The sequence below is a fragment of the Streptomyces sp. URMC 124 genome (assembly GCF_051386455.1).
In the GTDB taxonomy this organism is placed as follows: domain Bacteria; phylum Actinomycetota; class Actinomycetes; order Streptomycetales; family Streptomycetaceae; genus Streptomyces.
Map to the genome: position 1 here is coordinate 13033 of NZ_JBPQTS010000044.1, position 24510 is coordinate 37542.

A 24510-nucleotide genomic window follows, 5' to 3' on the forward strand; every position below is an offset into this window, starting at 1 on the left:
CCCCGCCGTGGCACCGGACAGACCGGACGGCCCGGACGGCGCCCCACGGGGGGAGCGCGGCCACGGCGCCACCGCGGCCGCGCTCCTTCCCCTGCTCGGCGGCGCCGGCAACCTCACGTCCGTCACGAACTGCATGACGCGCCTGCGGGTGACCGTCCGGGACCCGTCGGCCGTCCGGCACGCTGAACTACGGGCCCTTGCGGGCGTGCTGGGCGTCGTCGGGGACGCCACGGCCCTGCAGATCGTGCTCGGCCCGGGCACGGTGGCCAAGGTCGCCCCCGAACTCGCCCGCCTCGCGGAACCCGGCACCGCAAGCCCCGGCACCGCCGGCCCCGGCACCGCAGAACCGGCCACCGCGGAGCCCGTCACCGCGGAGGCGCTCGCCGAGCGCGGCGCGGCGATCCGGGCCGAGCGCAAGGCCCGCAATGCCACGCCGGGCAGGGAGTTCCTGCGCCGGATCGCCCAGATCTTCGTCCCGCTGATCCCCGCCCTGATCGGCTGCGGCATCGTCGCGGGCCTGGCCGGGCTGCTCGCCAACCTCCACTGGCTGCCCGCGCTGGCCCCCGCACTGACCGCGTGCGCCTCGGGCTTCATGTCCCTGATCGCCGTCTTCGTCGGCTACAACACCGCGAAGGAGTTCGGCGGCACCCCCGTCCTGGGCGGGGCCGTCGCGGCGATCATCGTGTTTCCCGGCGTGGAGCGGGTGACCGCGTTCGGCGAGAAGCTCGTGCCCGGCCAGGGCGGGGTGCTCGGCGCGCTGGCCGCGGCCCTGTTCGCCGCGCACGTCGAACGCTGGTGCCGGGCCCGCGTCCCCGAGGCCCTGGACGTGCTGATCACCCCGACGGTCACGGTCCTGGTGGCGGGCCTGGCCACGCTGTACGGGCTGATGTACGCGGCGGGCGAGGTCGCCGGCGCCATCGGCCGCTTCGCCGACTGGCTGCTCGCGAACGGCGGGGCGGCGGCCGGCTTCGTCCTGGGCGGGCTGTTCCTGCCGCTGGTCATGCTGGGCCTGCACCAGGCCCTCATCCCCATCCACACGACCCTGATCCAGCAGCAGGGCTCCACGGTGCTGCTGCCGGTCCTCGCGATGGCGGGCGCCGGCCAGGTGGGCGCCGCCCTCGCCCTCTACGCCCGCCTGCCGCGCAACACCTCGGTGCGCCGGACGATCCGGTCCGCGATGCCGGCGGGGCTCCTGGGCATCGGCGAGCCCCTGATCTACGGCGTCTCCCTGCCGCTGGGCCGCCCGTTCGTCACGGCCTGCGTCGGAGGGGCGTGCGGAGGAGCCTTCGTGGGGCTGCTGGGACAGCTGGGCGACACGGTCGGCTCGACGGCCATCGGCCCGTCGGGCTGGGCCCTGTTCCCCCTGCTCAAGGGCGGCCACGGCCCGGGGCAGGCGGTGGTGGTCTACGGGGCGGGCCTGCTGGTGGGCTACGCGGCGGGGTTCGTCGCGACGTACGCGTTCGGTCTGAGCCGTGCCTCCCTGCGCGAGCTGAACACCGGAAACGGCCCGAGGGCGGCACCCCCCTCGTAGGGGGCGCCGCCCTCGGGCGCGTACAGCGTCAGGACGAGTGATCCGGTGCGGATCAGAAGTCCATGTCACCGCCCGGCATGCCGCCCGGAGCGGCCGCGGCGGCCTTCTCCGGCTTGTCGGCGATGACGGCCTCGGTGGTCAGGAACAGCGCGGCGATGGACGCGGCGTTCTGCAGGGCGGAGCGGGTGACCTTGGCCGGGTCGATGATGCCCTCGGCGACCAGGTCGACGTACTCGCCCGTGGCGGCGTTGAGGCCGTGGCCCGGGGTCAGGTTGCGCACCTTCTCCACGACGACGCCACCCTCGAGACCGGCGTTGACCGCGATCTGCTTGAGCGGGGCCTCCAGGGCCAGCTTGACGGCGGCGGCACCGGTGGCCTCGTCGCCCTCGAGCTCCAGCTTCTCGAACACCTGGGAGGCCTGCAGCAGGGCCACGCCACCACCGGCGACGATGCCCTCCTCGACGGCCGCCTTCGCGTTGCGAACGGCGTCCTCGATGCGGTGCTTGCGCTCCTTGAGCTCGACCTCGGTCGCGGCACCGGCCTTGATGACGGCCACGCCGCCGGCCAGCTTCGCGAGGCGCTCCTGGAGCTTCTCGCGGTCGTAGTCCGAGTCGCTGTTCTCGATCTCGGCGCGGATCTGGTTGACGCGGCCCTGGACCTGCTCGCTGTCACCGGCACCGTCGACGATGGTCGTCTCGTCCTTGGTGATGACGACCTTGCGGGCGCGGCCGAGCAGGTCGAGACCGGCGTTCTCCAGCTTGAGGCCGACCTCCTCGGAGATGACGGTGCCACCGGTGAGGATGGCGATGTCACCGAGCATGGCCTTGCGGCGGTCGCCGAAGCCCGGGGCCTTGACGGCGACGGACTTGAAGGTGCCGCGGATCTTGTTCACGACGAGGGTGGAGAGGGCCTCGCCCTCGACGTCCTCGGCGATGATCAGCAGCGGCTTGCCGGACTGCATGACCTTCTCCAGGAGCGGCAGCAGGTCCTTGACCGAGCCGACCTTGGAGTTGACGATCAGGATGTACGGGTCGTCGAGCGACGCCTCCATACGCTCCATGTCGGTGGCGAAGTACGCCGAGATGTAGCCCTTGTCGAAGCGCATACCCTCGGTGAGCTCCAGCTCCAGACCGAAGGTCTGGGACTCCTCGACGGTGATGACGCCTTCCTTGCCGACCTTGTCCATGGCCTCGGCGATGAGCTCGCCGATCTGGGTGTCGGCGGCGGAGATGGAGGCGGTGGAGGCGATCTGCTCCTTGGTCTCCACGTCCTTGGCCTGCTCGAGCAGGGCGCCCGAGACAGCCTCGACGGCCTTCTCGATGCCGCGCTTCAGCGCCATCGGGTTGGCACCCGCGGCGACGTTGCGCAGGCCCTCGCGGACCAGGGCCTGGGCGAGGACGGTCGCGGTCGTCGTGCCGTCACCGGCGACGTCGTCCGTCTTCTTCGCGACCTCCTTGACCAGCTCGGCGCCGATCTTCTCGTACGGGTCCTCGAGCTCGATCTCCTTGGCGATGGAGACACCATCGTTGGTGATCGTGGGGGCGCCCCACTTCTTCTCGAGGACGACGTTGCGGCCCTTGGGGCCGAGGGTGACCTTGACGGCGTCGGCGAGCTGGTTCATCCCGCGCTCGAGACCGCGCCGTGCCTCCTCGTCGAACGCGATGATCTTGGCCATGTGAAGTGGTCCTCCCAGGACGGGGTGGAGACTGCTCCGGACCGCACTGGCGCCCGCGACGGACGGCCTGCGTACCCTGCGGTTCCTTGCCCCGCCTGGCATGCGGACCTCACCGACGGTCCAAATCTGTCACTCTCACTCGGAGAGTGCTAAGCCCAATGATTAGCACTCGACCAGGGAGAGTGCAAGCGCCTCGGGGGACGGTCACGCCCACGGGGCGCCGATCAAGGGCCCCAGGCAGCCGTACCCACCCCGCACGTCCCGCACACGCGCCCGCCCCGTCCCGCACGTACCTCCTCCGCACGCGGGAAGGCGCGCACGCGCGAGGGGCCCGCACCCCGTCGGGTGCGAGCCCCTCTGCAAACCGAGCGAGCCGGTGGTCGATGCGCCGCGATCAGACCTGCTGCAGCTTCACCATGTCCGCCTGCGGCCCCTTCTGGCCCTGCGAGATCTCGAACTCGACCCGCTGACCCTCCTCGAGGGTGCGGTAGCCGTCCATCTGAATCGCGCTGTAGTGGACGAATACATCCGCACCACCGTCGACCGCGATGAAGCCGTAGCCCTTCTCCGCGTTGAACCACTTGACGGTGCCCTGAGCCATGCCTAACTCCCCTATTACTGGCCCTTGCGCAGGACCGCACTTCGCGGACCCGGGTCAGACCTCACCCGCTGGCAGCCCAGTGGGTGTGCGCCGGAACGCGTCGACCGCGGCTGAATGTATCTGCACGGATGCCGTCTGCAACAGGTCACTCGGACGAGAATTCAGGGCATGGCCGATCAAAGAAACCCGCATAACTCAGGCTATTTCAGGGCAAGTCGGGCCGGGAATAACACAACCAACCCGGCATTTCGTGCACACACTTCGCGCACAACTTGACGGGTTCTCATATGCGTTCGGCACTGACGCCGGGCGGGGATCGCCCCAACTGTATCGCGCTCAACAGGCGGAATCGCCCCGTCCGCTACTGCGGTCGGGGCGATTCCGGGGACGTCGTGCGGCAATAACGGAGGAACCCTGTGAAACCTCAGCCGCCGGCGACGGCCGGGATGACGGAGACGGCGGAGCCGTCGGGGGTGGGCGTCTGCAGCCCCTGCTCGAAGCGCACGTCGTCGTCGTTGACGTAGACGTTCACGAACCGGCGCAGCTTGCCGGCGTCGTCGAGCACACGGGCGGCGATCCCGGCGTGGTTCGCCTCGAGGGACCGGATGACCTCGGAGAGGGTCGCACCCTCGGCGGGCACTTCGGCCTTACCGCCGGTGTAGGTACGCAGGATGGTGGGGATACGAACGGTGACGCTCATGGGAGAACCTTCCGGAGAGGTTGTGGGCGGTTGTTCCGCCGGGGCGGAAAGGCGGGCACGACCGGCCCGCGGCAGACGTCAGACGGCAGCAAGCCCCGCGGCGCGGAACGCCTCCAACGACGGCCGGATCGTCGCCGTGGGCCCCGCCGCGACGGCGTCGAGCGTCTTCAGCCCGTCCCCGGTGTTGAGCACGACGGTCGTGAGGGAGGGATCGAGGACCCCGTCCTCGATGAGCTTCTTCGTGACGCCCACGGTCACGCCGCCCGCCGTCTCGGCGAAGATCCCCTCCGTGCGGGCGAGCAGCCGGATCGCCTCCACGATCTCCGGGTCGCCCACGGCCTCCACCGCTCCGCCCGTCCGCCGCGCGATGTCCAGCACGTACGGCCCGTCGGCCGGGTTGCCGATGGCGAGGGACTTCGCGATCGTGTCCGGCTTCACGGGCCGCACCACGTCGTGCCCGTCCTTGAAGGCGCGCGCGACGGGCGAGCACCCCTCCGCCTGCGCGCCGAAGATCTTGTACGGGCGGTCCTCGACCAGCCCCAGGGCGACGAGCTCCTTGAGCCCCTTGTCGATCTTCGTGAGCTGGGAGCCGGAGGCGATCGGCACGACGATCTGGTCCGGCAGCCGCCAGCCCAGCTGCTCGCAGATCTCGTACGCGAGCGTCTTCGACCCTTCCCCGTAGTACGGGCGGAGGTTGACGTTGACGAAGCCCCAGCCCTCCCCCAGCGGGTCACCGATGAGCTCGCTGCAGAAGCGGTTGACGTCGTCGTACGTGCCCTCGATGCCGACGAGGTCGCCGCCGTACACCGCGGCCATCACGACCTTTCCGGCCTCCAGGTCGTGCGGGATGAAGACGCACGACTTGAACCCGGCCCGGGCGGCCGCGGCACCGACCGCGCCCGCCAGGTTCCCCGTGGACGAGCAGGACAGCGTCGTGAAGCCGAAGGCACGGGCGGCCTCGACGGCGATGGCGACCACGCGGTCCTTGAAGGAGTGCGTGGGGTTGCCGGAGTCGTCCTTGACGTACAGGCCGCCGGTCACGCCCAGTTCGCGGGCGAGGTTGTCGGCCTTGACGAGCTTGGTGAGGCCGGGGTTGAGGTTGGGCTTGTCCGCGACGTCGGCGGGGACGGGCAGCAGGGGGGCGTAGCGCCAGATGTTCGCGGGGCCGGACTCGATCCGCTGCCGCAGGGTCGCGGGGTCGCCGGCGGGCAGGTCGTAGGCGACTTCGAGGGGGCCGAAGCACAGGGCGCAGGCGAAGACGGGCCCGAGCTCGAAGCGCTCTCCGCACTCGCGGCAGGAGAGTGCCGCGGCGGGGCCGAGGTCCACAGAAGTGGTAGAGGGTTCAACAGACTGCACAGCCATGGAGGCGAGGCCCTTTCTCCTCATCTTCCTCGCGGCGTACGTCGCCACGAGACGGAATTGGCACCTTCCCCGCCGGGAGCCTCGCCGAATGGACGGTAAGACCGGCTGGAGGGTTGCCGGGGCTTCAACGGGCCGTGTCCCTCTGCCCCTCTGGATGAGCGGTATGGCCTGGGCGGGGCCCAGGCGTTTGTGCACGCGACGACCCCCGACATAGGACGGCGGTCCGCGTTGTTCAAGACTGTAACGGAAGGGACGGCCCGTTGAGAGGGGCGTCCGCACCGCGAGATGCGTCACAGAGCGCGTCGCAGAACGTCCGTGAGACAGGGAGTCGTACACGTGCTGGAAGAGGTGGAGCGCTGGCTGGCCGAGCGGTCCTGGTCCGCTGCTGATCGTCCGCTCGACGTGCTTCTGGCCGCCAAACGGGACTCCGGCACCACGGTGAGCGTCGTCCTGCCGGCGCTGAACGAGGAGCCGACGGTCGGCGCCATCGTGGCGACGATCCGCCGCGAGCTGATGTCGGAGGCGGTGCCGCTGGTGGACGAGCTGGTGGTGGTCGACTCGGGCTCGACGGACCGCACGTCCGAGGTCGCGGCGGCGGCGGGCGCGGGCGTGGTGCACCGCGACGAGGTGCTGCCGAGCCTGCCCGCGCTGCCGGGCAAGGGCGAGGTCCTGTGGCGCTCCCTGCTGGTGACGACCGGTGACATCGTGTGCTTCGTCGACGCCGACCTGCGCGAGTTCTCGGCGGACTTCGTGTCGGGGATCGTGGGCCCCCTGCTGACCGACCCGGGCGTGCACTTCGTCAAGGCGATGTACGACCGCCCGCTGGGGGCGGAGTTCGACGTGCCGGGCTCCGCCGGGACCGCCGGGCAGGGCGGGCGGGTGACCGAGCTCGTGGCCCGCCCCCTGCTGAACCTGCACTGGCCGCAGCTGGCCGGTTTCGTACAGCCGCTCGGCGGCGAGTACGCGGCCCGCCGGTCCCTGCTGGAGCGGCTGCCGTTCCCCGTGGGCTACGGCGTGGAGCTGGGCCTTCTGGTGGACGCGCTGCACACCGTCGGGCTGGGGGCGCTGGCCCAGGTGGACGTGGGCGTGCGCAAGCACCGCCACCAGGACGGGCGGGCGCTGGGCCGGATGGCCGCCGCCATCTACCGCACGGCGCAGCTCCGGCTGGCCCGGGGGCATCTGGTGCGACCTGCGCTGACGCAGTTCGAACGGACCTCGGAGGGCTTCGTTCCGCGGACGTACGCGGTGGATACGGAGGAGCGCCCGCCGATGGCCGGGATACCCGAGTACGCGCAGCGGCACGCCGCGTAAGCGTACGTTTGAGCGGTTCTCCCGGCGGCAAGGCTGGGCACATGGTCGCTGAGCACGTGCACCCCGCATCGATCGCCGCCGCGCCGATCGTCGTCGCCTCCAACCGCGGCCCGGTCTCGTACCGGCGCCGCGAGGACGGAACCCTCGCGGCCGGGCGCGGCGGCGGGGGGCTGGTCTCCGGGCTCAGCTCGATCGAGCGCGACCCGGAGGGCGCGGCCGCCGTGTGGGTGTGCGCGGCCCTGGGCGAGGGCGACCGCGAGGCGGCCCGCGCCGCAGGCCGAAGACTCGGCACGGACGACACCGGCGGCCACCAGGTGCGGATGCTCGACATCGCGCCGGACACCTTCGCCGCCGCCTACAACGGCATCGCCAACTCGGTGCTGTGGTTCGTGCACCACATGCTCTACCAGACGCCCCTGGAGCCCGTCTTCGACCGGGACTTCCGGGCGCAGTGGGCGGCCTACGAGGAGTACAACGCGGCGTTCGCGGACGCCGTCGCCGAGGAGGCCGCACAGGGCGCCGCGGTGCTCGTCCAGGACTACCACCTGGCGCTCGTGCCGGGCCTGCTCCGGGCGCGCCGCCCCGACCTGCGCATCGGTCACTTCTCGCACACCCCCTGGGCCCCGCCGGACTACTTCCGGATGCTGCCGGACGACGTGGCCGGGCAGCTGCTGCGCGGTGTGCTCGGCGGCGACCGGGCCGGCTTCCTGACCGTGCGCTGGGCCGAGGCGTTCGCCGCCTGCTGCGCGGACGTGCTGGGCGCGGAGGTCGTGCGGGACGGCGAGGGGCGGGCCGCCGAGGTGCGCTTCGAGGGGCGGGCGACGCGGCTGGGCGTGCACGGTCTCGGCGCCGACGGGGACTTCCTGCGCGAGCGGGCGCACCGGGCGGACGTCGGGGAGCGCATGGCGGCGCTGAGGTCGCAGATCGGCGGGCCGGACCGCAAGGCGATCGTGCGCGTGGACCGCACGGAGCTGTCCAAGAACATCGTGCGCGGGCTGCGCGCGTACCGGCGGCTGCTTCAGGAGCACCCGCAGTGGCGCGAGCGGGTCGTGCACGTCGCCTTCGCCTACCCCTCCCGGCAGGACCTCGCCGTCTACCGCGACTACACCGCCGAGGTCGAGCGGGTCGCCCGCGAGATCAACGCCGAGTTCGGCACGGAGGGCTGGGAGCCGGTCGTGCTGCACGTCAAGGACGACTTCGCGCGCTCGCTGGCCGCGTACCGGATCGCGGACGTGGCGCTGGTCAACCCCATCCGGGACGGGATGAACCTCGTCGCCAAGGAGGTGCCGGTGGTCTCCGACCACGGCTGCGCGCTGGTGCTCTCGCGCGAGGCGGGGGCGGCGGCCGAGCTGGGCGACGAGGCGATCACCGTCAATCCGTACGACGTGGAGGCGACCGCCCGCGCGCTGCACCTGGCGCTGCTGATGGATCCCGCGGAGCGGGCGGAGCGCACCAAGCGGCTGGCCGCGGCGGCGACGGCGCTGCCGCCGGCGCGGTGGTTCACGGACCAGCTGCGGGCGCTGTGAGCCCGGTGGGCGCAGGGGCGGCGGCAGCGCCGTCACCGCCGTGGCCCGGGCCGTGAAGCGCCGGAGCGCGAGCCGCACGAACCCCGCCGCCCTCTGAGCGGTCGGTGCTTCGGCGGCCCGGGCTGCCCGAATCCGGGCCCGGGTAGCCATGGCCCATGCCAAATGTCCCACGTTGGGCCGTACTTGCCACGGCGTGCGCCGCCGTCCTGACCGCCGTCGGCGGCTGTTCCTCGGATTCCGCCAAGAACGACGACGACCAGCAGGCCAAGGGGGCGAAGGGGGCCTCCGCGGCGTCGTCGGCACCGTCGTCCGCCGGGTCGTCCGCGCCGTCGTCCGCCGGGTCGTCCGCGCCGTCGTCCGCCGGGTCACCCGCGCCGTCGTCCGGGTCATCCGCCGCCTCGGGCAGGCCGCCGACCGGTTCGCCACCGTCCGGCACGGCGCCCGCACGGTCGGCGCCCGCCGGTACCGCACCGGCCGGCTCCCCGCGCCCGCCCGGCGGATCCATACCGGTCGGCCCCGGGCCGCAGCCGTCCTACACCGTCCAGCAGCAGCCCGCCGCCGGCAGCTGCCACTACCGCTTCACCCCGGCCAAGGAGCCCCTCCCCGACCCCGCGTGCACCCCCGGCGCGACCAACCCGAAGGTCACCCGGGCCACGCTCAAGACGACGATCTGCCGCAGCGGCTACACCGCCGGCATCAGGCCGCCCACGAACATCACCGGCCGCGAGAAGACCGCCAACGCCGCCTCGTACGGCTACAAGGGCTCGCTGCGCGACGCCGAGTACGACCACCTGATCAGCCTGCAGCTCGGGGGCGACCCCAACGACCCGCGCAACCTGTGGGTGGAGCCGCCCTCCCCCGGCCACAAGGAGGGCAAGGGGCCCAACAACCCCAAGGACGTGGTGGAGACCAGGATCAAGAACGCCATCTGCTCGGGCAAGGTCGACCTGGTCGCCGCGCAGCAGGCCATCGCGCGCGACTGGACGACGGCGCTGGACGTCCTCGGCATCCCGGGCAAGCCCGCGAAGGGCGAGGCGACGAGCGACCCGGACGACGACGGCTGAGTGCTCAGTGCTCAGTGCTCAGTGCTCAGTGCTGAGCGACGTCAGCTCCCCGCGCCGAGGCGGTCGGCGAGGGCCGTGAGCAGCTCGACGACCCCGGCCGGACCGTCGACCACCAGGTCGGCCCGGTCCGCGAGCTCGGCGACCTCGGAGCTCCCGCTGCACACCAGCAGCCCCGGCAGCCCCTCGGAGCGCAGTTTCTCCACGGCCGCGAAGGCGGCCAGGTCGCCGAGGTCGTCACCGGCGTACAGGACACAGCCCGCGCCGCTCTCGCGCAGGTACGCCGCGAGGGCGGCGCCCTTGTCGACGCCCGGAGGCCGCAGCTCCAGCACGAGCCTGCCGGGCTCCACCATCAGCCCGTGCCGCTCGGCGAGGTCGGACAGGGGCCCGCGCAGGGCGTCGAAGGCGTCCTGCGGGTGGGCGGTGCGCCGGGTGTGGACGGCGAGCGCCCGGCCCTTGTCCTCGATCCAGGTGCCCCGGCCGAAGCCCGAGCCGGCCACGATCCCCGGCAGCTCCACCCGGGCGGCCGCGACGCCCGCGGGCGGTGCGGGAGCCGTCACGGTGGCGGTCGCCGCGTCCCAGCGCTCGGCGCCGTACTGCCCGAGGACCACGAGGTGCTCCAGGCCCGCGGCCCCGGCGAAGCCGCCGTAGCGGACCGCGACCTCGGCCGGGCGGCCGGTGATCACGGCGACCGAGCCGAGCCGGGGGGCGAGCCGCGCCAGCGCGGGCACGGCGCCCGGGTGCGCCCTGGCCTGCTCGGGGTCGGGGACGATCTCGGCGAGCGTCCCGTCGAAGTCGAGCGCCACGGCCGCGCTGTGCGGAGCGGCCAGAAGGGCGGCGAGCCCGTCGCGGCCGGCGGGGGTGACGGGAAGGGGGAGGGAAGGGCTGCCCATGGGCCCAACCTACTGGCTGGGCGCCGTCGGCTACCGGCGTTCGCGCCGGGCGTCCCGGATGCGCCGCAGCCGGTTGACGGTGACGGGGTCGTGGGCGAGGGCCCGCGGATCGTCCAGGAGGGCGTTGAGCAGCTGGTAGTAGCGGGTCGGGGTCATGCCGAGACGTTCCCGCACGGCGCGCTCCTTGGCACCGGGCCCGGGGAAGGACTGCCGCTCCAGGGCGAGGACGGCGAGGTCGTGCGCGGACAGGCCCCCGGCCTGTCCGCCCTCCTCGCCCCGCTGCTGCTCCTGCTCGCCCTGCTCGCCCTGCTCGCCGTTCACGCGGCCCAGCCTACTGGCCGTCCGCCGCCCGGCCGCCGGGCAGCTCGGCCGGCCGCCGGGCAGCTCGCGGGCCGCCTACTTGCCGGCCAGGCCCTGCTGCTCCGTGGAGTCGGCCTCGCGCTGGATCTCGCCGAGCACGCTCGCGGGGTCGCCGCCCTTGAGGACCACCGAGCCGATCTTCTCCTTGAGGGACTTGCTGACCTTCGCCCAGGAGGTCTTGTCGACGGGGTAGAACTCGGCGTTCTCCAGCTGGTCCAGGAACGGCTTCAGCTTCGCCTTCTTGCTGTCGCCGGCCATCTTCTCGGAGGCGCTGGTGGTCACCGGCAGCAGGTCGTACTGGTTGGTGAAGGCGAGGACGTTCTTCGTGCTGTAGACGAAGTCGAGGAAGCGGCCGATCTCCTCGCGGTGGCCGTTCGCCTTGAACGCCATGATCCAGTCGGCGACGCCCATGGTGGCCTTGGCCTTGGCCGACTTGCCCGGAAGCGGGGCGGTTCCGTACTTGATGCCCTTGGCCTCGGCCTGCTTCATCAGCGTGGGGTGGCCGTTGAGCATGCCGACCTCACCGCGGCAGAAGGCGTCGAAGACGGTCTGGCGGTTGGTGCGGGAGGGGTCGAGGCTGCCGGTGAGGCCCTTGCCGACGAGCTCGTCGCGCAGCCACTTGAACGTGTCGACGTTCTCGTCGGAGAAGATCGTGTACGAACCGTTGTGGTCCGTGTAGCCGCTGCCGCCGCTGAGCATCCACATCATGGTCTCGGCGGGCGCCTCCTCCGGGCCGAGCGGCAGGCCGTACGGGATCTTGACCCCCGCGGTCTGGAGCTTCTTGGCCGCGGCCTGCAGCTCGTCCCAGCTCTCGGGGGCCTTGAGTATGCCGGCCTTGGCGAAGAGCGTCTTGTTGTAGAAGAGCAGGCGGGTGCTGGAGACGAACGGCAGGCCGTACTGCACGCGGGACACCTCGCCCGCGCGGGCGATCGGCGCGATGATGTCGGCCTGGGTGGGGATGGTCAGCAGCTGGTCGGCGCTGTAGAGCTTGCCGGCGGCGGCGAAGTCGGCGTACGCGCCGATCTGCGCGATGTCCGGGGCCTTGCCGGCCGCGACCATCTCGGCGACCTTCTTGTCGACCTCGGTCCAGCTCAGGACCGAGACGTCGATCTTGATGCCCTTGTTCTGGGCCTCGAAGGCGCGGGCGAGGTCGTCCCAGTACTTCTGGGAGCTGTTCGCCGCGTTGTCACCGTAGTCGGCCGCGACGACGCGCAGCGTCTTGCTGCCGGAGCCGCTGTCGCTCCCGCACGCCGTCAGCGCGGGCGCCAACGCCGCCGTGGCGGCACCTGCCGCCGTCAGACCCAAGAACCGCCGCCGCTGCACTACTGCTTCCCACCTTCGTGGTTTGTGTTCGTCCGCTGACCCGTAAGAACCGTGAGGACCGTAAGGACCGTGAGTTTCCCCCGCGGGCCACCATACGGTCCAGCCGACTCCGGTTTCGCTTCGGTATCGCCCTTCCCGTGCGGGGCGGGGGCTGCTATGCACGGAGATCACCGGTGGAAGGAGAAGAAAGCGCATGTCCGAGCCCTCTCTCACCCCCTCTGTCACCCCCTCTCTCACCTCTACGGAGATCACGACCCAGCCCGACTGCTGGCGGCGCGCGGCGAAGGCCGCGGCGAGCGCGGCGGGACTGCCACGGCCCGGGGAGCGGGTGGCCGTGACCGGCTGCGGCACCTCGTGGTTCATGGCCCAGGCGTACGCGGCGCTGCGCGAGGCGTCCGGGCAGGGGGAGACCGACGCCTTCGCGGCGTCGGAGTTCCCGGTGTCGCGCACGTACGACCGGCTCGTGGTGATCACGAGGTCGGGGACGACGACGGAGGTGCTCGACCTCATCGAGGAGGTGCGCGAGCGCTGGGAGGTGTTCGCGCTGACGGGCGACCCGGCGTCGCCGGTGGTGCGCGCGGCCGACGAGGCGGCGGTGCTGGACTGGGCGGACGAGAAGTCGGTCGTCCAGACGCGCTTCGCGACGACGGCACTGGCGTACCTGCGGGCGGGTCTGGAGGCGGGCGGCCCGCTGCCGGCCGGGGTGAAGCCGGTGGCGGAGGCGGCGGCGGACGCGGAGACGGCGCTGGCGGAGCCGCTGCCGCCGGCGGCGGACGCGTCGGAGCAGTGGACGTTCCTGGGCGGGGGCTGGGCGTACGGCCTGGCGCAGGAGGCGGCCCTGAAGATGCGGGAGGCGGCGGGCGCGTGGACGGAGGCGTACCCGGCGATGGAGTACCGCCACGGCCCGATAGCGATCACGGGCCCGGGCCGCACGGCCTGGCTGCTGGGCCCGGCCCCGGCGGGCCTGGAGGCGGACGTCGCCCGCACGGGCGGCACGCTCGTGGCCGACGGCGCGCGCCTGGACCCGATGGCGGACCTGATCCGCGCGCAGCGCCTCGCGGTGGCGGTGGCCGAAGCGAAAGACCTCAACCCGGACACCCCGAGGAGCTTGACGCGAAGCGTCATCCTGAACCCATGACCTGACACGGGGGGATGGCCGCAACAGCGGTTCCCGCGAACGAGCCCCTCCCGGGGGCACGCCCCCACCCCGCACCGGTCACTCCCCTCCGCCGCCACGGCGCGCAACCACAAACGGACTGTTCCGGCGGTGCCGAGCCGACCCGCGGCACATAACGGGGGCACCGCCGGACACGCCCGCAAGGGCCGAGCACCGCTGCGGCGGAACCCAGCGGCGAGCCGCCCCTGAGCACCCGGGCAGGCGCCGCCCCGGCGACGCGATGCCGCCGGGGGGCGATGCCCTCCCGTCCCGTGTCGGGTGCTCTCCTCCGCCGCCACGGCACGCAACCACGAACGGGCTGCCCGGCGGCGCCGAGCCGCCGGGGGACGAGCGCCCTCGCACACGCCGAGCAAGCACTCCCCCTCCGCCGCCACGGCGTGCAACCACAAACGGACTGTTCCGGCGGCGCCGAGCCGACCCGCGGCACATAACGGGGGCACCGCCGGGCACGCCCACGAGGGCAGCGCACCGCTGCGGCGGATTCACCGGAGGTGAGCACCCCCGAACACCCGGGCAGGCGCCGCGCCGAGCCGCCGGCGCGTACGGGGATACGCCCGCGCGAGCGAGCCCGTGGGCGGGGAAACGGCCCCCCACGGGCGAGTGGACTAGACCTTTCGTGCGCGGACACGCGACACTGTCCCCGTGAGACACGTCATCGCGCTCGACGTAGGCGGCACCGCCATCAAGGCCGCACTGATCGGCCCCGACCACGAACTGCTGCACGAGGCCCGCCGCCCGACCGGCCGTGACCGGGGCCCGGACGCCGTCATAGCCGGCATCCTGGACTTCGCCGCGGAGCTCGCGGCCACCGGCGAGGCCGCCTTCGGCGAGCCCGCGGCCGCGGCGGGCATCGCCGTGCCCGGCATCGTGGACGCCGCCGCCGGCACCGCCGTCTACGCCGCCAACCTCGGCTGGCGCGACGCCCCCTTGCGCGATCTGCTGAGCCGCCGCCTGGGCGGTGCCCCCGTCGCCCTCGGCCACGACGTCCGCACCGGCGGCCTCGCCGAGGGCCGCATCGGCGCCGGCGAGGGCACGGACCGCTTCCTGTTCGTCGCCCTGGGCACCGGCATCGCCGGCGCCATCGGCGTCGAGGGCCGCATCGAGGCCGGCGCCCACGGCGGCGCGGGCGAGATCGGCCACATCCGCGTCCGAACCGGCGCCGCCGGCCTGCCGTGCGGCTGCGGCGGCCGCGGCTGCCTGGAGACCGTCGCGTCCGCGGCCGCGGTCAGCCGCGCCTGGGCGGAGGCGAGCGGCGTCCCGGACGCCGACGCCGCGGACTGCGCGCGCGCCGTCGACGCCGGCGACCCGCGCGCCCGCGCCGTCTGGCAGGAGGCCGTCGACGCCCTCGCGGACGGCCTCGTCGTCGCCCACACCCTGCTGGACCCCCGCACGCTGATCGTCGGCGGCGGCCTCGCCGAGGCCGGCGAGACCCTCTTCGCCCCGCTGCGCGCGGCGATCACGGAGCGCATCACGTTCCAGCAGCTCCCCCGCATCGTCCCGGCGGCCCTCGGGGACGCCGCCGGCTGCCTGGGCGCGGGCCTGCTCGCCTGGGACCTGCTCACCACCCACCTCACGGAGGTTTCCGCCTGATGGTCGAACGAACGGTTCTCGCCGGCGCCCGCGTGGTGCTGCCGACCGGTGTGGTCGAGGACGGGCGGGTGACGGTCGAGGGCCGGCGGATCGCCGCGAACGAGGACGCCGAGCGCACGACGGCTACGACGCTCGACTTCTCCGGCAAGGGCTACTGGATCGTCCCCGGCTTCGTCGACATGCACGTCCACGGCGGCGGAGGCGCGTCGTTCTCGGCGGGCGACCCCGACGAGGCCCTGACCGCGATCCGCACGCACCGCGCGCACGGCACGACCACGATGGTCGCCTCCACCGTCACCGGCGACCTGGACGACCTCGCCCGGCAGGCGGCCGTCCTCTCCGAGCTGACCGAGCAGGGCGACCTGGCGGGCATCCACTTCGAGGGCCCGTTCATCTCCCCGCACCGCTGCGGCGCCCACCAGCCGGAGCTGCTGCGCGACCCGCAGCCGGCGGACGTCCGCAAGCTGGTCGACGCGGCGCGCGGCGCCGCCCGGATGATGACGCTGGCCCCGGAGCTGGCGGGCGGCCTCGACTCGGTGCGCCTCCTCGCCGACCACGGCGTCGTCGCGGCCGTGGGCCACACGGACTCGTCCTACGAGGCGACGCTGGACGCCATCGAGGCGGGCGCGACGGTCGCCACCCACCTGTTCAACGCGATGCCGTCCCTGCTGCACCGCGCGCCCGGCCCGATCGCGGCCCTCCTGGAGGACGAGCGGGTCACCGTAGAGCTGATCAACGACGGCACGCACCTGCACCCGGCCGTCCTGGAGCTGGCCTTCGCCCGGGCCGGCGCGGACCGGGTCGCGTTCATCACCGACGCGATGGGCGCGGCCGGCATGAGCGACGGCATGTACCCGCTCGGCCCGATGAGCGTCGAGGTCAAGGACGGCGTGGCCCGGATCGCCGACGGCCCGACGGCGGGTTCGATCGCGGGCTCGACGCTGACGCTGGACACGGCGTTCAAGCGGGCCGTGACGGTCGACCACCTGCCGGTCGGGGACGCGGTGCGCGCCCTCTCGGCCAACCCGGCGCGCCTGCTGGGCGTGGCCGACCGGGTCGGCTCCCTGGAGCCCGGCAAGGATGCGGATCTGGTCGTTTTCGACGCCTCGTACGACCTGGTGGGCGTCATGCGCAAGGGCGAATGGGTGGTCAGGCCCTAAGTGCACTGATTTCTCCCGCCCTTGACGAGTGGTCGCACTCCGGCCGGAACAGCGGCGGCAGTCCCGAGGTCTGGGCCTGCCGCCGCTGTTTTGGCATGATCGCTCGCGGTCGACGGTCCGGTTCATTGGTCAAGGGAGGGAGACGCCGGTGATCCTCACGGTCACGCTCAACGCCGCGCTCGATCTGACCTATCGCGTCCCGCGGCTGCAGCCGCACGCGTCGCACCACGTCAAGGCCGCCGCCGAACGGGCCGGCGGCAAGGGCATCAACGTGGCCCGCGTCCTCGCCGCCCTCGGCCACACCACGGTGGTCACGGGCTTCGCGGGCGGTACGACGGGCGAGACCCTGCGCCGTCACCTCGCCGAGGACACCCCCGGCGGCGCGGCGGAGCTCATCGACTCCCTCGTCCCCATCCTCGGCACCACGCGCCGCACGGTCGCCGTCGTGGACGCCTCCACCGGCGACACCACCCAGCTCAACGAGACCGGGCCCGACGTCACCGCCGAGGAGTGGTCGGCGTTCACGGACACATACACGCGCCTGCTGCGCGAGGCCCGCGCCGTCGCCCTGTGCGGGAGCCTTCCGCCGGGCGTGCCGGTCGGGGCGTACGCCCACCTCGTCCGGCAGGCGCGCGCCGCCCGCGTCCCCGTCCTGCTGGACACCAGCGGCGAACCGCTGCGCCGCGGCATCGCCGCCCGACCCGACCTGGTCACCCCCAACGCGGACGAACTCGCCGCCCTGACCGGCTCCACTGAGCCCCTCCGCGCGGCCCTGGACGCCCGCCGCCGCGGCGCCCACGCCATCGCCGCGACCCTCGGCCCGGAAGGCGTGCTCGCCGTGACCCCCGACGGCCGGTGGCGCGCGACCCCGCCGCGCCGCCTCACCGGCAACCCGACCGGCGCGGGCGACTCCGCCGCGGCCGGCCTCCTGTCCGCCCTCCTCGAAGGCCTGCCCTGGCCGGACCGCCTGACCCGTGCCGTGGCCCTGGCCGCGGCGACCGTAAAGGCCCCCACAGCAGGCGAATTCGACCCCGCGACGTACGAAGACGTGCTGCCGAAGGTCAAGGTCACGGCGGCGTGAACCCGCCCCCGAGGGGGCACCCGACGGAAGGACCACCGGCCATGCCACTCGTCCACACCAGGGAACTCATCACCGCAGGCGGCGCCGTGTGCGCCTTCAACGTCATCACGGTCGAACACGCGGAGGCCATCGCGGCGGGCGCGGAATCCGCCGGCCGCCCGGCCGTCCTCCAGATCTCGGAGAACGCCGTGAAGTTCCACGGCGGCCGCCTGGGCCCCATCGCCGCCGCGACCGCCGCGGTGGCGACCGCCTCGTCGGCGCGTCTGTCCCTCCACCTGGACCACGTGGAGGACGAGGCCCTCCTGCGCCTGGCCCACGCCCACGGCTTCACCTCGGTGATGTTCGACGCCTCGAAACTCCCCTACGGAGACAACGTCAAAGCGACGGCCGAAGCGGCCCGTTGGAGCCACGAGCGCGACATCTGGGTGGAGGCGGAACTGGGCCGCGTAGGCGGAAAGGCGGGCGACGCCCACACCCCGGGCGTACGAACGGACCCTGCGGAAGCGGCCACTTACGTGGCCGACACATCCGTCGACGCCCTCGCAGTAGCTGTAGGCAGCACCCACGCAATGACGGCCCGCACGGCAACCCTGGACCACGCCCTGATCGCACAACTCCGCGAGGCGGTCCCCGTCCCCCTGGTCCTCCACGGATCGTCAGGCGTACCGGACACGGAGCTCCGCTGCGCGGTGGCGGCAGGAATGACGAAAATCAACGTGGGCACGGCCCTGAACCAGGCCTACACCGGCACGATCCGCGCCTTCCTGGAAGCCCACCCGTCCACCACGGACCCGCGCAAGTACCTGACCCCTGCGCGGGCCGCAATGACGGAGACGGTGGCGGGTTTCCTTCACGCAGTCAATCCCTGAGCCGCCTCAGCTCGCCCCTGACTACCCGCGCCCCTCGGCTAGACAAGCCAACAAACCGGAATGCCTAATTCCCTTTGCCCTCGCCCAGCCATCTACATATGATCTTCACATCACACATAACCCCTATTCTGCACATAGGGCATTTACCCTAGAAAGGTAACCGAATGAAGGCCACCTCCAAGTTTTCCCTCGGAGCAGTTTCTGCTGCTGCCATCATCCTCATGACGCCGGGTGTGAGCTTTGCCGGCGACGGGGGTATTTGGAACAGCGGCAGCGGCAAGTGCCTGGAGATTGACGGCTCCAGCCGGAGCAACGGCGCCCGAGCCCAGCAGTGGTCCTGCAACGGGCAGGCAGGGTCCTTTTGGCGCTTTGAATCTGCCGGCAATGGGCTCTACGAAATCGTGAACGAGAACAGTGGCAAGTGCCTGGAGGTGGCCGACTCCAGCCGGTTCAACGGTGCCGGTGTCCAGCAGTGGACCTGCGTCGGCAATGACACGCAGAAGTGGCAGATCCTGCAGGCCGGAGACCGGAGTGGAAACGTCTTCGTCAATTACAACTCCGGAAAAGTTCTCGAGGTTGAAGATTCAGCCTCTTGGAACGGTGCACGGATTCAGCAGTGGGAGCACTACCCCAGCGTGGCGGGCCAGGTGTGGAACTTTGGGCGAAACCCCGGCGCCTGACCCTACGCCTTCAGCTCCTGGCGGGGCCGCTCTACACTGACGGTCGTTCGAAGTCGGAGTTGCGCCGGATTTCTTGCCGACCCGGCAAGTTGACGACGTCCCGGGCCCTCCTGATGTGTTAGCGGTTCACCGCCACCAAGCATCAGGCCCCGTTTCAGCTCCCGCCCTCGACGTCGTAGCTCCCTTGAGCAACTGCAGCCTCACCGCCTCAGGTTTCTGAGACCGGCTGCCGAAGGATTCTTCGGCAGCCGCCCGTGAGGGCCACGAGCGCGAGACTGGGTGAAGGCGGAACCGGGCCGCATAGGCGGAAAGGCGGGCGACGCCCACACCCCGGGCGTACGAACGGACCATACGGAAGCAGCCACTTACGTGGCCGACACATCCGTCGACGCCCTCGCAGTAGCCATAGGCAGAACCCACGCAATGACAGCCCGCACGGCAACCATCGACCCGACCCTGATGGCGGGCACGGCCCTGAACCAGGCCGCATAAGAGCGGTAAGAGCCTTCATGGAGGCCCATCCTCGACCACGGACCCGCGCAAGTACTGACCCCTGCGCGGGCCGCAGTAACGGAGACGGTGGCGGGATTCCTCCGGACCGTCAGCCGTTAGTGATCCACAGCTGGTCGAGGTGGGATTCACAGCCGCTGCCGCTGCCGCAGTACAGCTTGATGGTGTTCTTGCCCTGGTTCAGATCGACGCGGGTCCAGCTCTTCTGCCAGTTGGGGGGCCAGTCACCCGGCTTCGTGTCGCCGTAGATCTTCATGCGCATCGGCAGGCTGTTGGTCTTGCCGTTGACGTCGACCGCGAGGTTGGCGTCCTGGCCGGGCACGCCGTAATAGATGTTCAGGTGGTATATCCCGGTCGACGGAACCTCCACCTCCCATTCGACACCCGAACCCGACTGGTTCGCGACCACCGCGTAGGCGCCGCCCGCGGCCTTGGCGCCCTTGACCACCGTGTCGGTGGACGCGCCTCCCACCAGCTTCAGGGTCGACGCATCCCGCTTCAGGTTGCCGGCCGCCGACGGATTGCTCGGCTGGTTCTTCTTCTCCGGCTCCTTGGACGACTTCTTCTTGTCCTCGCCCTGGGGCTCCTTCTGGTCACCCGCGGGCGCGGCCTGGTTGCTCTTGTCGTCCGACGTGCCGCTGTTGTTCATCATCGCGACGCCGATGCCGCCCGCCACCACCGCGACGACGGCTATCGCCGCCACCAGCAGGCCGGTCCGCTTGGGGCGGGAGCCGCCGCCGTGGCCGCCGTGGCCCGGGGCCGGGGTCTGGCGGGGGACGCCGCCCGCCAGGGTCTCCGGGGCCGCGTAGTGCGGCGAGGGCTGCTGGGCGTGCGGCGGCTGCTGCTGTTGCGGCTGGCGGGGGCCGTACTGGCGTGAACCGACCGTCCGTACCTGGTTGTACGAAGTGCGGGGGACACCCGGCTGCGGCGCGGCCGGGGCGCTGTCGTTGGACCCGCCGCCCTCCGAGCGGTACAGGTGCGCGAACGGGTCTTCGCTCTCCGGCGTACCCGTGCCGTTATTACCGGCCGTCATCCCCTGTCACTCCCCAGCTGTGGGCCCATCGCCCACTGGCCAAATCTTTACGTTCGATTCACGGTAGGCGGCGGTGCCGCGTTTCGGCGAAGACTACCGCGACGCGGCGACACTTCGCGGTGCCCGGCCTCAGCCTGCCCGCCGACCTGCCTTGGCGCGTGACCGCTTTTCGACGTACATCCGCTGGTCGGCGGAGTGCAGCACCTCGTCGGCGGACATACCGCAGCCGGCCCAGCCGATGCCGAAACTCGCGCCTACCCTGACCGCCCGGCCGTCAACCCTGATCGGCGGGACGATGGCGCTGCGCAGCCGGACCGCGAGGTCCTCCGCGTCGGCCAGGGCGAGGCCGTCGGCGAGGACGACGAATTCGTCGCCGCCGAGGCGGGCGACGGTGTCGCCCTCGCGGACGCCGTTGCTGAGGCGGCGGGCGACCTCTATGAGGACGGCGTCGCCGGTGTGGTGCCCGTAACGGTCGTTGATCGCCTTGAAGCCGTCGAGGTCGCAGAAGAGGACCGCGAGGCCCTTGGCCCCGTCGTCCTCGCCGTCCTCGGCCGGGGCTATGGCGTGCACATGCCCGGGGTAGGCGCCGTCGTGCTCGCCGCAGCCGATCTCGTCGGGGGCGTAGTCGGGCCCGCAGTCCGGCGCGTATTCGGGGCCGAGGTCGGAGCCGAAGCCGTGCGCGTACGCCCCGCCCTGCCCGGAGCCGTACAGGCCGCCGCCCGCGACCGCCCCGGCCCCGCCCGCGACCGCGGGGGCGCCGTCCACGCCCTCCACCTCGGCGAAGCCGTCGAGACAGCCGTAGGGCGCGGCCACGGCGGCCGCGTGGGGCTCGCTGCCGGGCGCGCGGGTGCACAGCCGGCTGCTGAGCCGGGCCCGCAGCTCGGCGCTGTTGGGCAGGCCGGTCAGCGAGTCGTGGCTGGCGCGGTGCGCGAGCTGCAGCTCGTGCCGCTTGCGCTCCTCGATGTCCTCGACGTGGGTCAGCAGGAAGCGCGGCCCGTCGGCGGCGTCGGCCACGACGGAGTTGCGCAGCGAGACCCACACGTAGGTGCCGTCGCGGCGGGCGAGCCGCAGCTCGGCGCGGCCGCCCTCGGCGGAGGTGCGCAGGAGCGTGCCGATGTCCTCCGGGTGGACGAGGTCGGAGAACGAATAGCGGCGCATCTGCGACGCGGAGCGGCCGAGGAGACGGCACAGGGCGTCGTTGGTGCGGTGCAGGCGGCCGTGCTGATCGCCGCCCATCTCGGCGATGGCCATGCCGCTGGGCGCGTACTCGAAGGCCTGGCGGAAGCTTTCCTCACTGGCGCGCAGGGCCTGCTGCTCCCGCTCCAGGCGGACGAGGGCGCGCTGCATGTTGGCCCGCAGGCGGGCGTTGCTGATGGCGATGGCGGCCTGGAAGGCGTACATCTGCAGCGCCTCGCGGCCCCATGCGCCGGGCCGTCGGCCGTTGCGCGGCTTGTCGACGGAGATCACGCCGAGGAGCTCGCCGCCCGCGGTGCCCGCGGTGTACATGGGGGCGAAGAGGCGGTCCATGGGGTGCCACTCGTCCGGGAAGCGGGGTGCGGGGCCGGCGGTGTGCCACTGGGGCACGTCGTCGTTGTCGAGGACCCAGCCCTCGGTGTACGGGATGAAGCGCAGCGAGCCCCACTGGTCGGCCATGGCCAGCCGCCGCTCCCAGGAGACGCGCGAGCCGACCCGCCCGGCCATCAGCGCCTCGGCGCCGGCGCTGCCGGCGACGGCGGCCACGACGAGGTCACCGTCCGGCCGTACGAGATTGACGGCGGAGAGCTCGTACCCGAGCCCGGTGACGATGCCGTCCGCGACGGTCTGCAAGGTGTCCGCGAGACTTCGCGCCGTGTTCAGATCGGCCACCACCTGATGCAGCCCGCGCAAGGTGGCCAGGCGGACATACGGCTCCGACTCGGTCTCCATCTTCGCTCTCCCCCGAGACCTCGACAGCAACTCCAGGCTTCTTGTCGTCCGTTTACCACGGCCACTGAATCACAGCGAGCTGACCACTCGGTACACAGGGTCAACAATTACGCCCCTCTGTGACTCATGTCACAATGCGTGATGAGATCCCGCTACTGGCGGGGGAAGAAGCTCTTATGCTTCGTGAACGCAAATCCGGAACGGTGTGAACACCCATCCGGACGCCTTCCCGAACCGATGCGGACAACTTTCGGAACCGTTCCGGCACCCTTGCGACCTAGGACCCGCCTGGTCCTGCAGCCCGATGCGAGGGCACGGTCGGCGGACTAGCGTGCACAGCGTGTTGCAGACGACCACGCCCTACGAGACCGCCATAGCCCATTCTGAAGGGGTGAGCGCCGATGAGTTCCGTGCCGCCCTCGCCCGCCTCGCCGCCGGCGTGGTGCTGGTGACCGCGCACGACCCGGACCACGGCCCGCGCGGCGAGGACGTCGGAATGACGGCGACCGCCTTTCTGTCCGTCTCGCTCGAACCGCCGCTCGTCATGGTGAGCGTTCGCAACGATTCCCGTATGGACGACCTCCTGGAGCGGCAGCCGCTGTGGGGAGTGTCCGTCCTCTCCGAGAGCCAGCGGCACATCGCCGGGCGCTTCGCGATGAAGGGACGGATCAGCGACCGGCTGCTCTTCGAGGACATCCCCTACGCGCCGGGGACCGCGACCGGCGCCCCGCTCGTACGGGGTGCGCTGTCGACGCTGGAGTGCCGGACGGAGCAGCGGGTGACGGCCGGGGACCACACGCTGGTGATCGGCAGGGTGCTCACGGCGACGGCACCGGCCACGGAGAGCGGGCCGCTCACGTACTTCAAGGGGAAGTACCGGCAGCTGGGGTGAGGCGGGCGGCCCGGCGGCGGGGCTAGCCCCAGTCCTTGCCCGTGCGCCCGCGCTTGGTCTCGGCGCGCTGCTTCTTCTGGCGCAGCCGCCGCTCGTTGATGCCGCGCGGGATCTTCGTGGCGCGGCGGGGGCGGGGCGGCGGGGCGCTCGCCTCGGCGAGCAGCGAGGCGAGCCGGACGGCGGCGGTCTCGCGATTGCGCCACTGCGAGCGGTGCTCCGAGGCGCGCACGACCACGACGCCGCCGACGAGCCGGCCGGCGAGCTTGGCCAGCGCGCGCTCCTTCCACACCTCGGGCAGCGCCTCCGTGCGCGCGAGGTCGAACCGCAGCTCGACCTGGCTGTCGCTGGTGTTGACGTGCTGGCCGCCGGGGCCGGAGGAGCGGGAGAAACGCCACTGGAGCTCGGCCTCCGGCAGGGAGACCGAGCCGCGGATGACGTAGGGGCCGGACATGCCCCCCATGATCCCGCGTGGAACGGGCGGGCGTCACCTCGTTTTGCGCCGTGGTCGCCGCGCACCGGCATCAGGGATTGGCAAAGAAAGTAAAAGCGGGTGGAACCCTGGGGTCCTCGGAGGACGTTAAGAAGGGTGACGGTGACCGCGTGCCGCTGTGCGCTGCAGATCCGACGCAGATCCGACGCAGACCTGACCAGAAAGGGACAATTCCCATGGCTGTAAGCCTGTCCAAGGGCGGCAACGTCTCCCTCACCAAGGAGGCCCCGGGCCTGACGGCCGTCACGGTCGGCCTCGGCTGGGACGTCCGCACCACCACCGGCACGGACTTCGACCTCGACGCGAGCGCGATCGCCGTGAACCCCGCGGGCAAGGTCTACTCCGACGCTCACTTCGTCTTCTTCAACAACAAGTCCACGCCGGACCAGTCGATCGTCCACACCGGTGACAACGTCACGGGCGCCGGCGAGGGCGACGACGAGCAGATCAACGTCAACCTGGCCGCCCTCCCGGCCGACGTCGACAAGATCGTCTTCCCGGTCTCCATCTACGACGCGGTCTCCCGCAGCCAGAACTTCGGCCAGGTCCGCAACGCCTACATCCGCATCGTCAACCAGGCCGGCGGCACCGAGCTCGCCCGCTACGACCTGAGCGAGGACGCCGCCACCGAGACCGCCATGGTCTTCGGCGAGCTCTACCGCAACGGCTCGGAGTGGAAGTTCCGCGCGGTCGGCCAGGGCTACGCCTCGGGTCTGCAGGGCATCGCGCAGGACTTCGGCGTCAACGTCTGAGTCCGAC

At 72.0% G+C, this 24510-nt stretch carries 22 protein-coding genes, 1 pseudogene and 1 riboswitch; of the genes and pseudogenes, 13 read left to right on the forward strand and 10 right to left on the reverse strand.

The window, feature by feature from the left end:
* Positions 1-7 precede the first annotated feature (7 nt).
* The gene (locus ACSNOG_RS12235) at positions 8-1531 is read left to right on the forward strand and encodes a PTS transporter subunit EIIC (RefSeq protein WP_436752634.1); all 1524 of its coding nucleotides are present in this window, start codon (positions 8-10) and stop codon (positions 1529-1531) included.
* A gap of 52 nt (positions 1532-1583) precedes the next feature.
* Here ACSNOG_RS12235 and groL read toward each other — a convergent pair whose 3' ends face one another.
* The 4 genes from groL to thrC form a co-directional block, all read right to left on the reverse strand.
* Positions 1584-3206 (reverse strand): chaperonin GroEL, encoded by a 1623-nt coding sequence (gene groL / locus ACSNOG_RS12240; protein WP_436752635.1) that lies wholly within the window; start codon positions 3204-3206, stop codon positions 1584-1586.
* 394 nt (positions 3207-3600) lie between these two features.
* Entirely contained in the window at positions 3601-3807 is a 207-nt protein-coding gene (locus ACSNOG_RS12245) for a cold-shock protein (protein WP_030367227.1), read from the reverse strand.
* Between the two features lie 424 nt (positions 3808-4231).
* Positions 4232-4507, reverse strand: coding sequence for a MoaD/ThiS family protein (locus tag ACSNOG_RS12250; RefSeq protein ID WP_436752636.1), 276 nt, complete (start codon positions 4505-4507; stop codon positions 4232-4234).
* Between the two features lie 78 nt (positions 4508-4585).
* The gene (gene thrC, locus ACSNOG_RS12255) at positions 4586-5869 is read right to left on the reverse strand and encodes a threonine synthase (protein WP_436752637.1); all 1284 of its coding nucleotides are present in this window, start codon (positions 5867-5869) and stop codon (positions 4586-4588) included.
* Between the two features lie 17 nt (positions 5870-5886).
* Positions 5887-6030: riboswitch (SAM riboswitch) on the reverse strand.
* Between the two features lie 175 nt (positions 6031-6205).
* On the opposite strand from thrC, the gene ACSNOG_RS12260 reads away from it, so the two are divergent.
* The 3 genes from ACSNOG_RS12260 to ACSNOG_RS12270 all read left to right on the forward strand — a co-directional run bounded on the left by ACSNOG_RS12260 (position 6206) and on the right by ACSNOG_RS12270 (position 9770).
* Positions 6206-7180, forward strand: a complete 975-nt coding sequence (locus ACSNOG_RS12260) for a glucosyl-3-phosphoglycerate synthase (RefSeq protein ID WP_436752638.1) — start codon at positions 6206-6208, stop codon at positions 7178-7180.
* Between the two features lie 41 nt (positions 7181-7221).
* The gene (locus tag ACSNOG_RS12265; RefSeq protein ID WP_436752639.1) at positions 7222-8706 is read left to right on the forward strand and encodes an alpha,alpha-trehalose-phosphate synthase (UDP-forming); all 1485 of its coding nucleotides are present in this window, start codon (positions 7222-7224) and stop codon (positions 8704-8706) included.
* A 155-nt stretch (positions 8707-8861) separates the two neighbouring features.
* The gene (locus tag ACSNOG_RS12270; protein ID WP_436752640.1) at positions 8862-9770 is read left to right on the forward strand and encodes a hypothetical protein; all 909 of its coding nucleotides are present in this window, start codon (positions 8862-8864) and stop codon (positions 9768-9770) included.
* 41 nt (positions 9771-9811) lie between these two features.
* Here ACSNOG_RS12270 and otsB read toward each other — a convergent pair whose 3' ends face one another.
* From otsB to ACSNOG_RS12285, 3 genes are all read right to left on the reverse strand, one after another.
* Positions 9812-10660 (reverse strand): trehalose-phosphatase, encoded by an 849-nt coding sequence (otsB, locus tag ACSNOG_RS12275; RefSeq protein WP_436752641.1) that lies wholly within the window; start codon positions 10658-10660, stop codon positions 9812-9814.
* Positions 10661-10690: 30 nt separating this feature from the next.
* Positions 10691-10909, reverse strand: a complete 219-nt coding sequence (locus ACSNOG_RS12280) for a DUF3263 domain-containing protein (protein WP_436752661.1) — start codon at positions 10907-10909, stop codon at positions 10691-10693.
* Positions 10910-11056: 147 nt separating this feature from the next.
* Positions 11057-12343: an extracellular solute-binding protein gene (locus ACSNOG_RS12285; protein WP_436752642.1), complete on the reverse strand. Its 1287-nt coding sequence runs from the start codon at positions 12341-12343 to the stop codon at positions 11057-11059.
* A gap of 193 nt (positions 12344-12536) precedes the next feature.
* Here ACSNOG_RS12285 and ACSNOG_RS12290 point away from each other — a divergent pair, with 193 nt between their 5' ends.
* The 7 genes and pseudogenes from ACSNOG_RS12290 to ACSNOG_RS12320 all read left to right on the forward strand — a co-directional run.
* Positions 12537-13481, forward strand: a complete 945-nt coding sequence (locus ACSNOG_RS12290; protein WP_436752643.1) for an SIS domain-containing protein — start codon at positions 12537-12539, stop codon at positions 13479-13481.
* Positions 13482-14162: 681 nt separating this feature from the next.
* Positions 14163-15110: an ROK family protein gene (locus tag ACSNOG_RS12295; RefSeq protein ID WP_436752644.1), complete on the forward strand. Its 948-nt coding sequence runs from the start codon at positions 14163-14165 to the stop codon at positions 15108-15110.
* Positions 15110-16270: an N-acetylglucosamine-6-phosphate deacetylase gene (gene nagA / locus ACSNOG_RS12300; protein WP_436752645.1), complete on the forward strand. Its 1161-nt coding sequence runs from the start codon at positions 15110-15112 to the stop codon at positions 16268-16270. The genes ACSNOG_RS12295 and nagA overlap by 1 nt, the downstream gene beginning before the upstream one ends.
* Positions 16271-16418: 148 nt before the next feature.
* The gene (locus ACSNOG_RS12305; RefSeq protein WP_436752646.1) at positions 16419-17351 is read left to right on the forward strand and encodes a 1-phosphofructokinase family hexose kinase; all 933 of its coding nucleotides are present in this window, start codon (positions 16419-16421) and stop codon (positions 17349-17351) included.
* Positions 17352-17392: 41 nt separating this feature from the next.
* Positions 17393-18220, forward strand: coding sequence for a class II fructose-bisphosphate aldolase (locus ACSNOG_RS12310; RefSeq protein WP_436752647.1), 828 nt, complete (start codon positions 17393-17395; stop codon positions 18218-18220).
* Positions 18221-18384: 164 nt separating this feature from the next.
* Entirely contained in the window at positions 18385-18900 is a 516-nt protein-coding gene (locus ACSNOG_RS12315) for an RICIN domain-containing protein (RefSeq protein WP_436752648.1), read from the forward strand.
* A gap of 276 nt (positions 18901-19176) precedes the next feature.
* Positions 19177-19512: pseudogene (locus ACSNOG_RS12320) on the forward strand (class II fructose-bisphosphate aldolase); the annotation flags it as partial.
* On the opposite strand, the gene ACSNOG_RS12325 reads toward ACSNOG_RS12320, so the two are convergent.
* Complete coding sequence (locus ACSNOG_RS12325) at positions 19502-20443, reverse strand: carbohydrate-binding protein (protein WP_436752649.1); 942 nt, start codon at positions 20441-20443, stop codon at positions 19502-19504. The pseudogene ACSNOG_RS12320 and the gene ACSNOG_RS12325 overlap by 11 nt on opposite strands.
* A 129-nt stretch (positions 20444-20572) precedes the next feature.
* Complete coding sequence (cdgB, locus tag ACSNOG_RS12330) at positions 20573-22369, reverse strand: diguanylate cyclase CdgB (RefSeq protein ID WP_436752650.1); 1797 nt, start codon at positions 22367-22369, stop codon at positions 20573-20575.
* A gap of 340 nt (positions 22370-22709) precedes the next feature.
* Here cdgB and ACSNOG_RS12335 point away from each other — a divergent pair, with 340 nt between their 5' ends.
* Entirely contained in the window at positions 22710-23261 is a 552-nt protein-coding gene (locus ACSNOG_RS12335; protein ID WP_436752651.1) for a flavin reductase family protein, read from the forward strand.
* A gap of 22 nt (positions 23262-23283) precedes the next feature.
* Here ACSNOG_RS12335 and arfB read toward each other — a convergent pair whose 3' ends face one another.
* Positions 23284-23721 (reverse strand): alternative ribosome rescue aminoacyl-tRNA hydrolase ArfB, encoded by a 438-nt coding sequence (gene arfB, locus ACSNOG_RS12340; protein WP_436752652.1) that lies wholly within the window; start codon positions 23719-23721, stop codon positions 23284-23286.
* Between the two features lie 206 nt (positions 23722-23927).
* On the opposite strand from arfB, the gene ACSNOG_RS12345 reads away from it, so the two are divergent.
* On the forward strand, positions 23928-24503 hold the full coding sequence (locus tag ACSNOG_RS12345) for a TerD family protein (protein ID WP_436752653.1): 576 nt from the start codon (positions 23928-23930) through the stop codon (positions 24501-24503).
* Positions 24504-24510 lie beyond the last annotated feature (7 nt).

Coding starts and splice junctions, on each gene's coding strand:
- arfB (WP_436752652.1), bottom strand. CDS start 23,721: ATGGGGGGCATGTCCGGCCCCTACGTCATCCGCGGCTCGGTCTCCCTG.
- cdgB (WP_436752650.1), bottom strand. CDS start 22,369: ATGGAGACCGAGTCGGAGCCGTATGTCCGCCTGGCCACCTTGCGCGGG.
- ACSNOG_RS12245 (WP_030367227.1), bottom strand. CDS start 3,807: ATGGCTCAGGGCACCGTCAAGTGGTTCAACGCGGAGAAGGGCTACGGC.
- ACSNOG_RS12315 (WP_436752648.1), top strand. CDS start 18,385: ATGAAGGCCACCTCCAAGTTTTCCCTCGGAGCAGTTTCTGCTGCTGCC.
- otsB (WP_436752641.1), bottom strand. CDS start 10,660: ATGGGCAGCCCTTCCCTCCCCCTTCCCGTCACCCCCGCCGGCCGCGAC.
- ACSNOG_RS12250 (WP_436752636.1), bottom strand. CDS start 4,507: ATGAGCGTCACCGTTCGTATCCCCACCATCCTGCGTACCTACACCGGC.
- nagA (WP_436752645.1), top strand. CDS start 15,110: ATGGTCGAACGAACGGTTCTCGCCGGCGCCCGCGTGGTGCTGCCGACC.
- ACSNOG_RS12270 (WP_436752640.1), top strand. CDS start 8,862: ATGCCAAATGTCCCACGTTGGGCCGTACTTGCCACGGCGTGCGCCGCC.
- ACSNOG_RS12310 (WP_436752647.1), top strand. CDS start 17,393: ATGCCACTCGTCCACACCAGGGAACTCATCACCGCAGGCGGCGCCGTG.
- ACSNOG_RS12290 (WP_436752643.1), top strand. CDS start 12,537: ATGTCCGAGCCCTCTCTCACCCCCTCTGTCACCCCCTCTCTCACCTCT.
- thrC (WP_436752637.1), bottom strand. CDS start 5,869: ATGGCTGTGCAGTCTGTTGAACCCTCTACCACTTCTGTGGACCTCGGC.
- ACSNOG_RS12345 (WP_436752653.1), top strand. CDS start 23,928: ATGGCTGTAAGCCTGTCCAAGGGCGGCAACGTCTCCCTCACCAAGGAG.
- ACSNOG_RS12325 (WP_436752649.1), bottom strand. CDS start 20,443: ATGACGGCCGGTAATAACGGCACGGGTACGCCGGAGAGCGAAGACCCG.
- groL (WP_436752635.1), bottom strand. CDS start 3,206: ATGGCCAAGATCATCGCGTTCGACGAGGAGGCACGGCGCGGTCTCGAG.
- ACSNOG_RS12265 (WP_436752639.1), top strand. CDS start 7,222: ATGGTCGCTGAGCACGTGCACCCCGCATCGATCGCCGCCGCGCCGATC.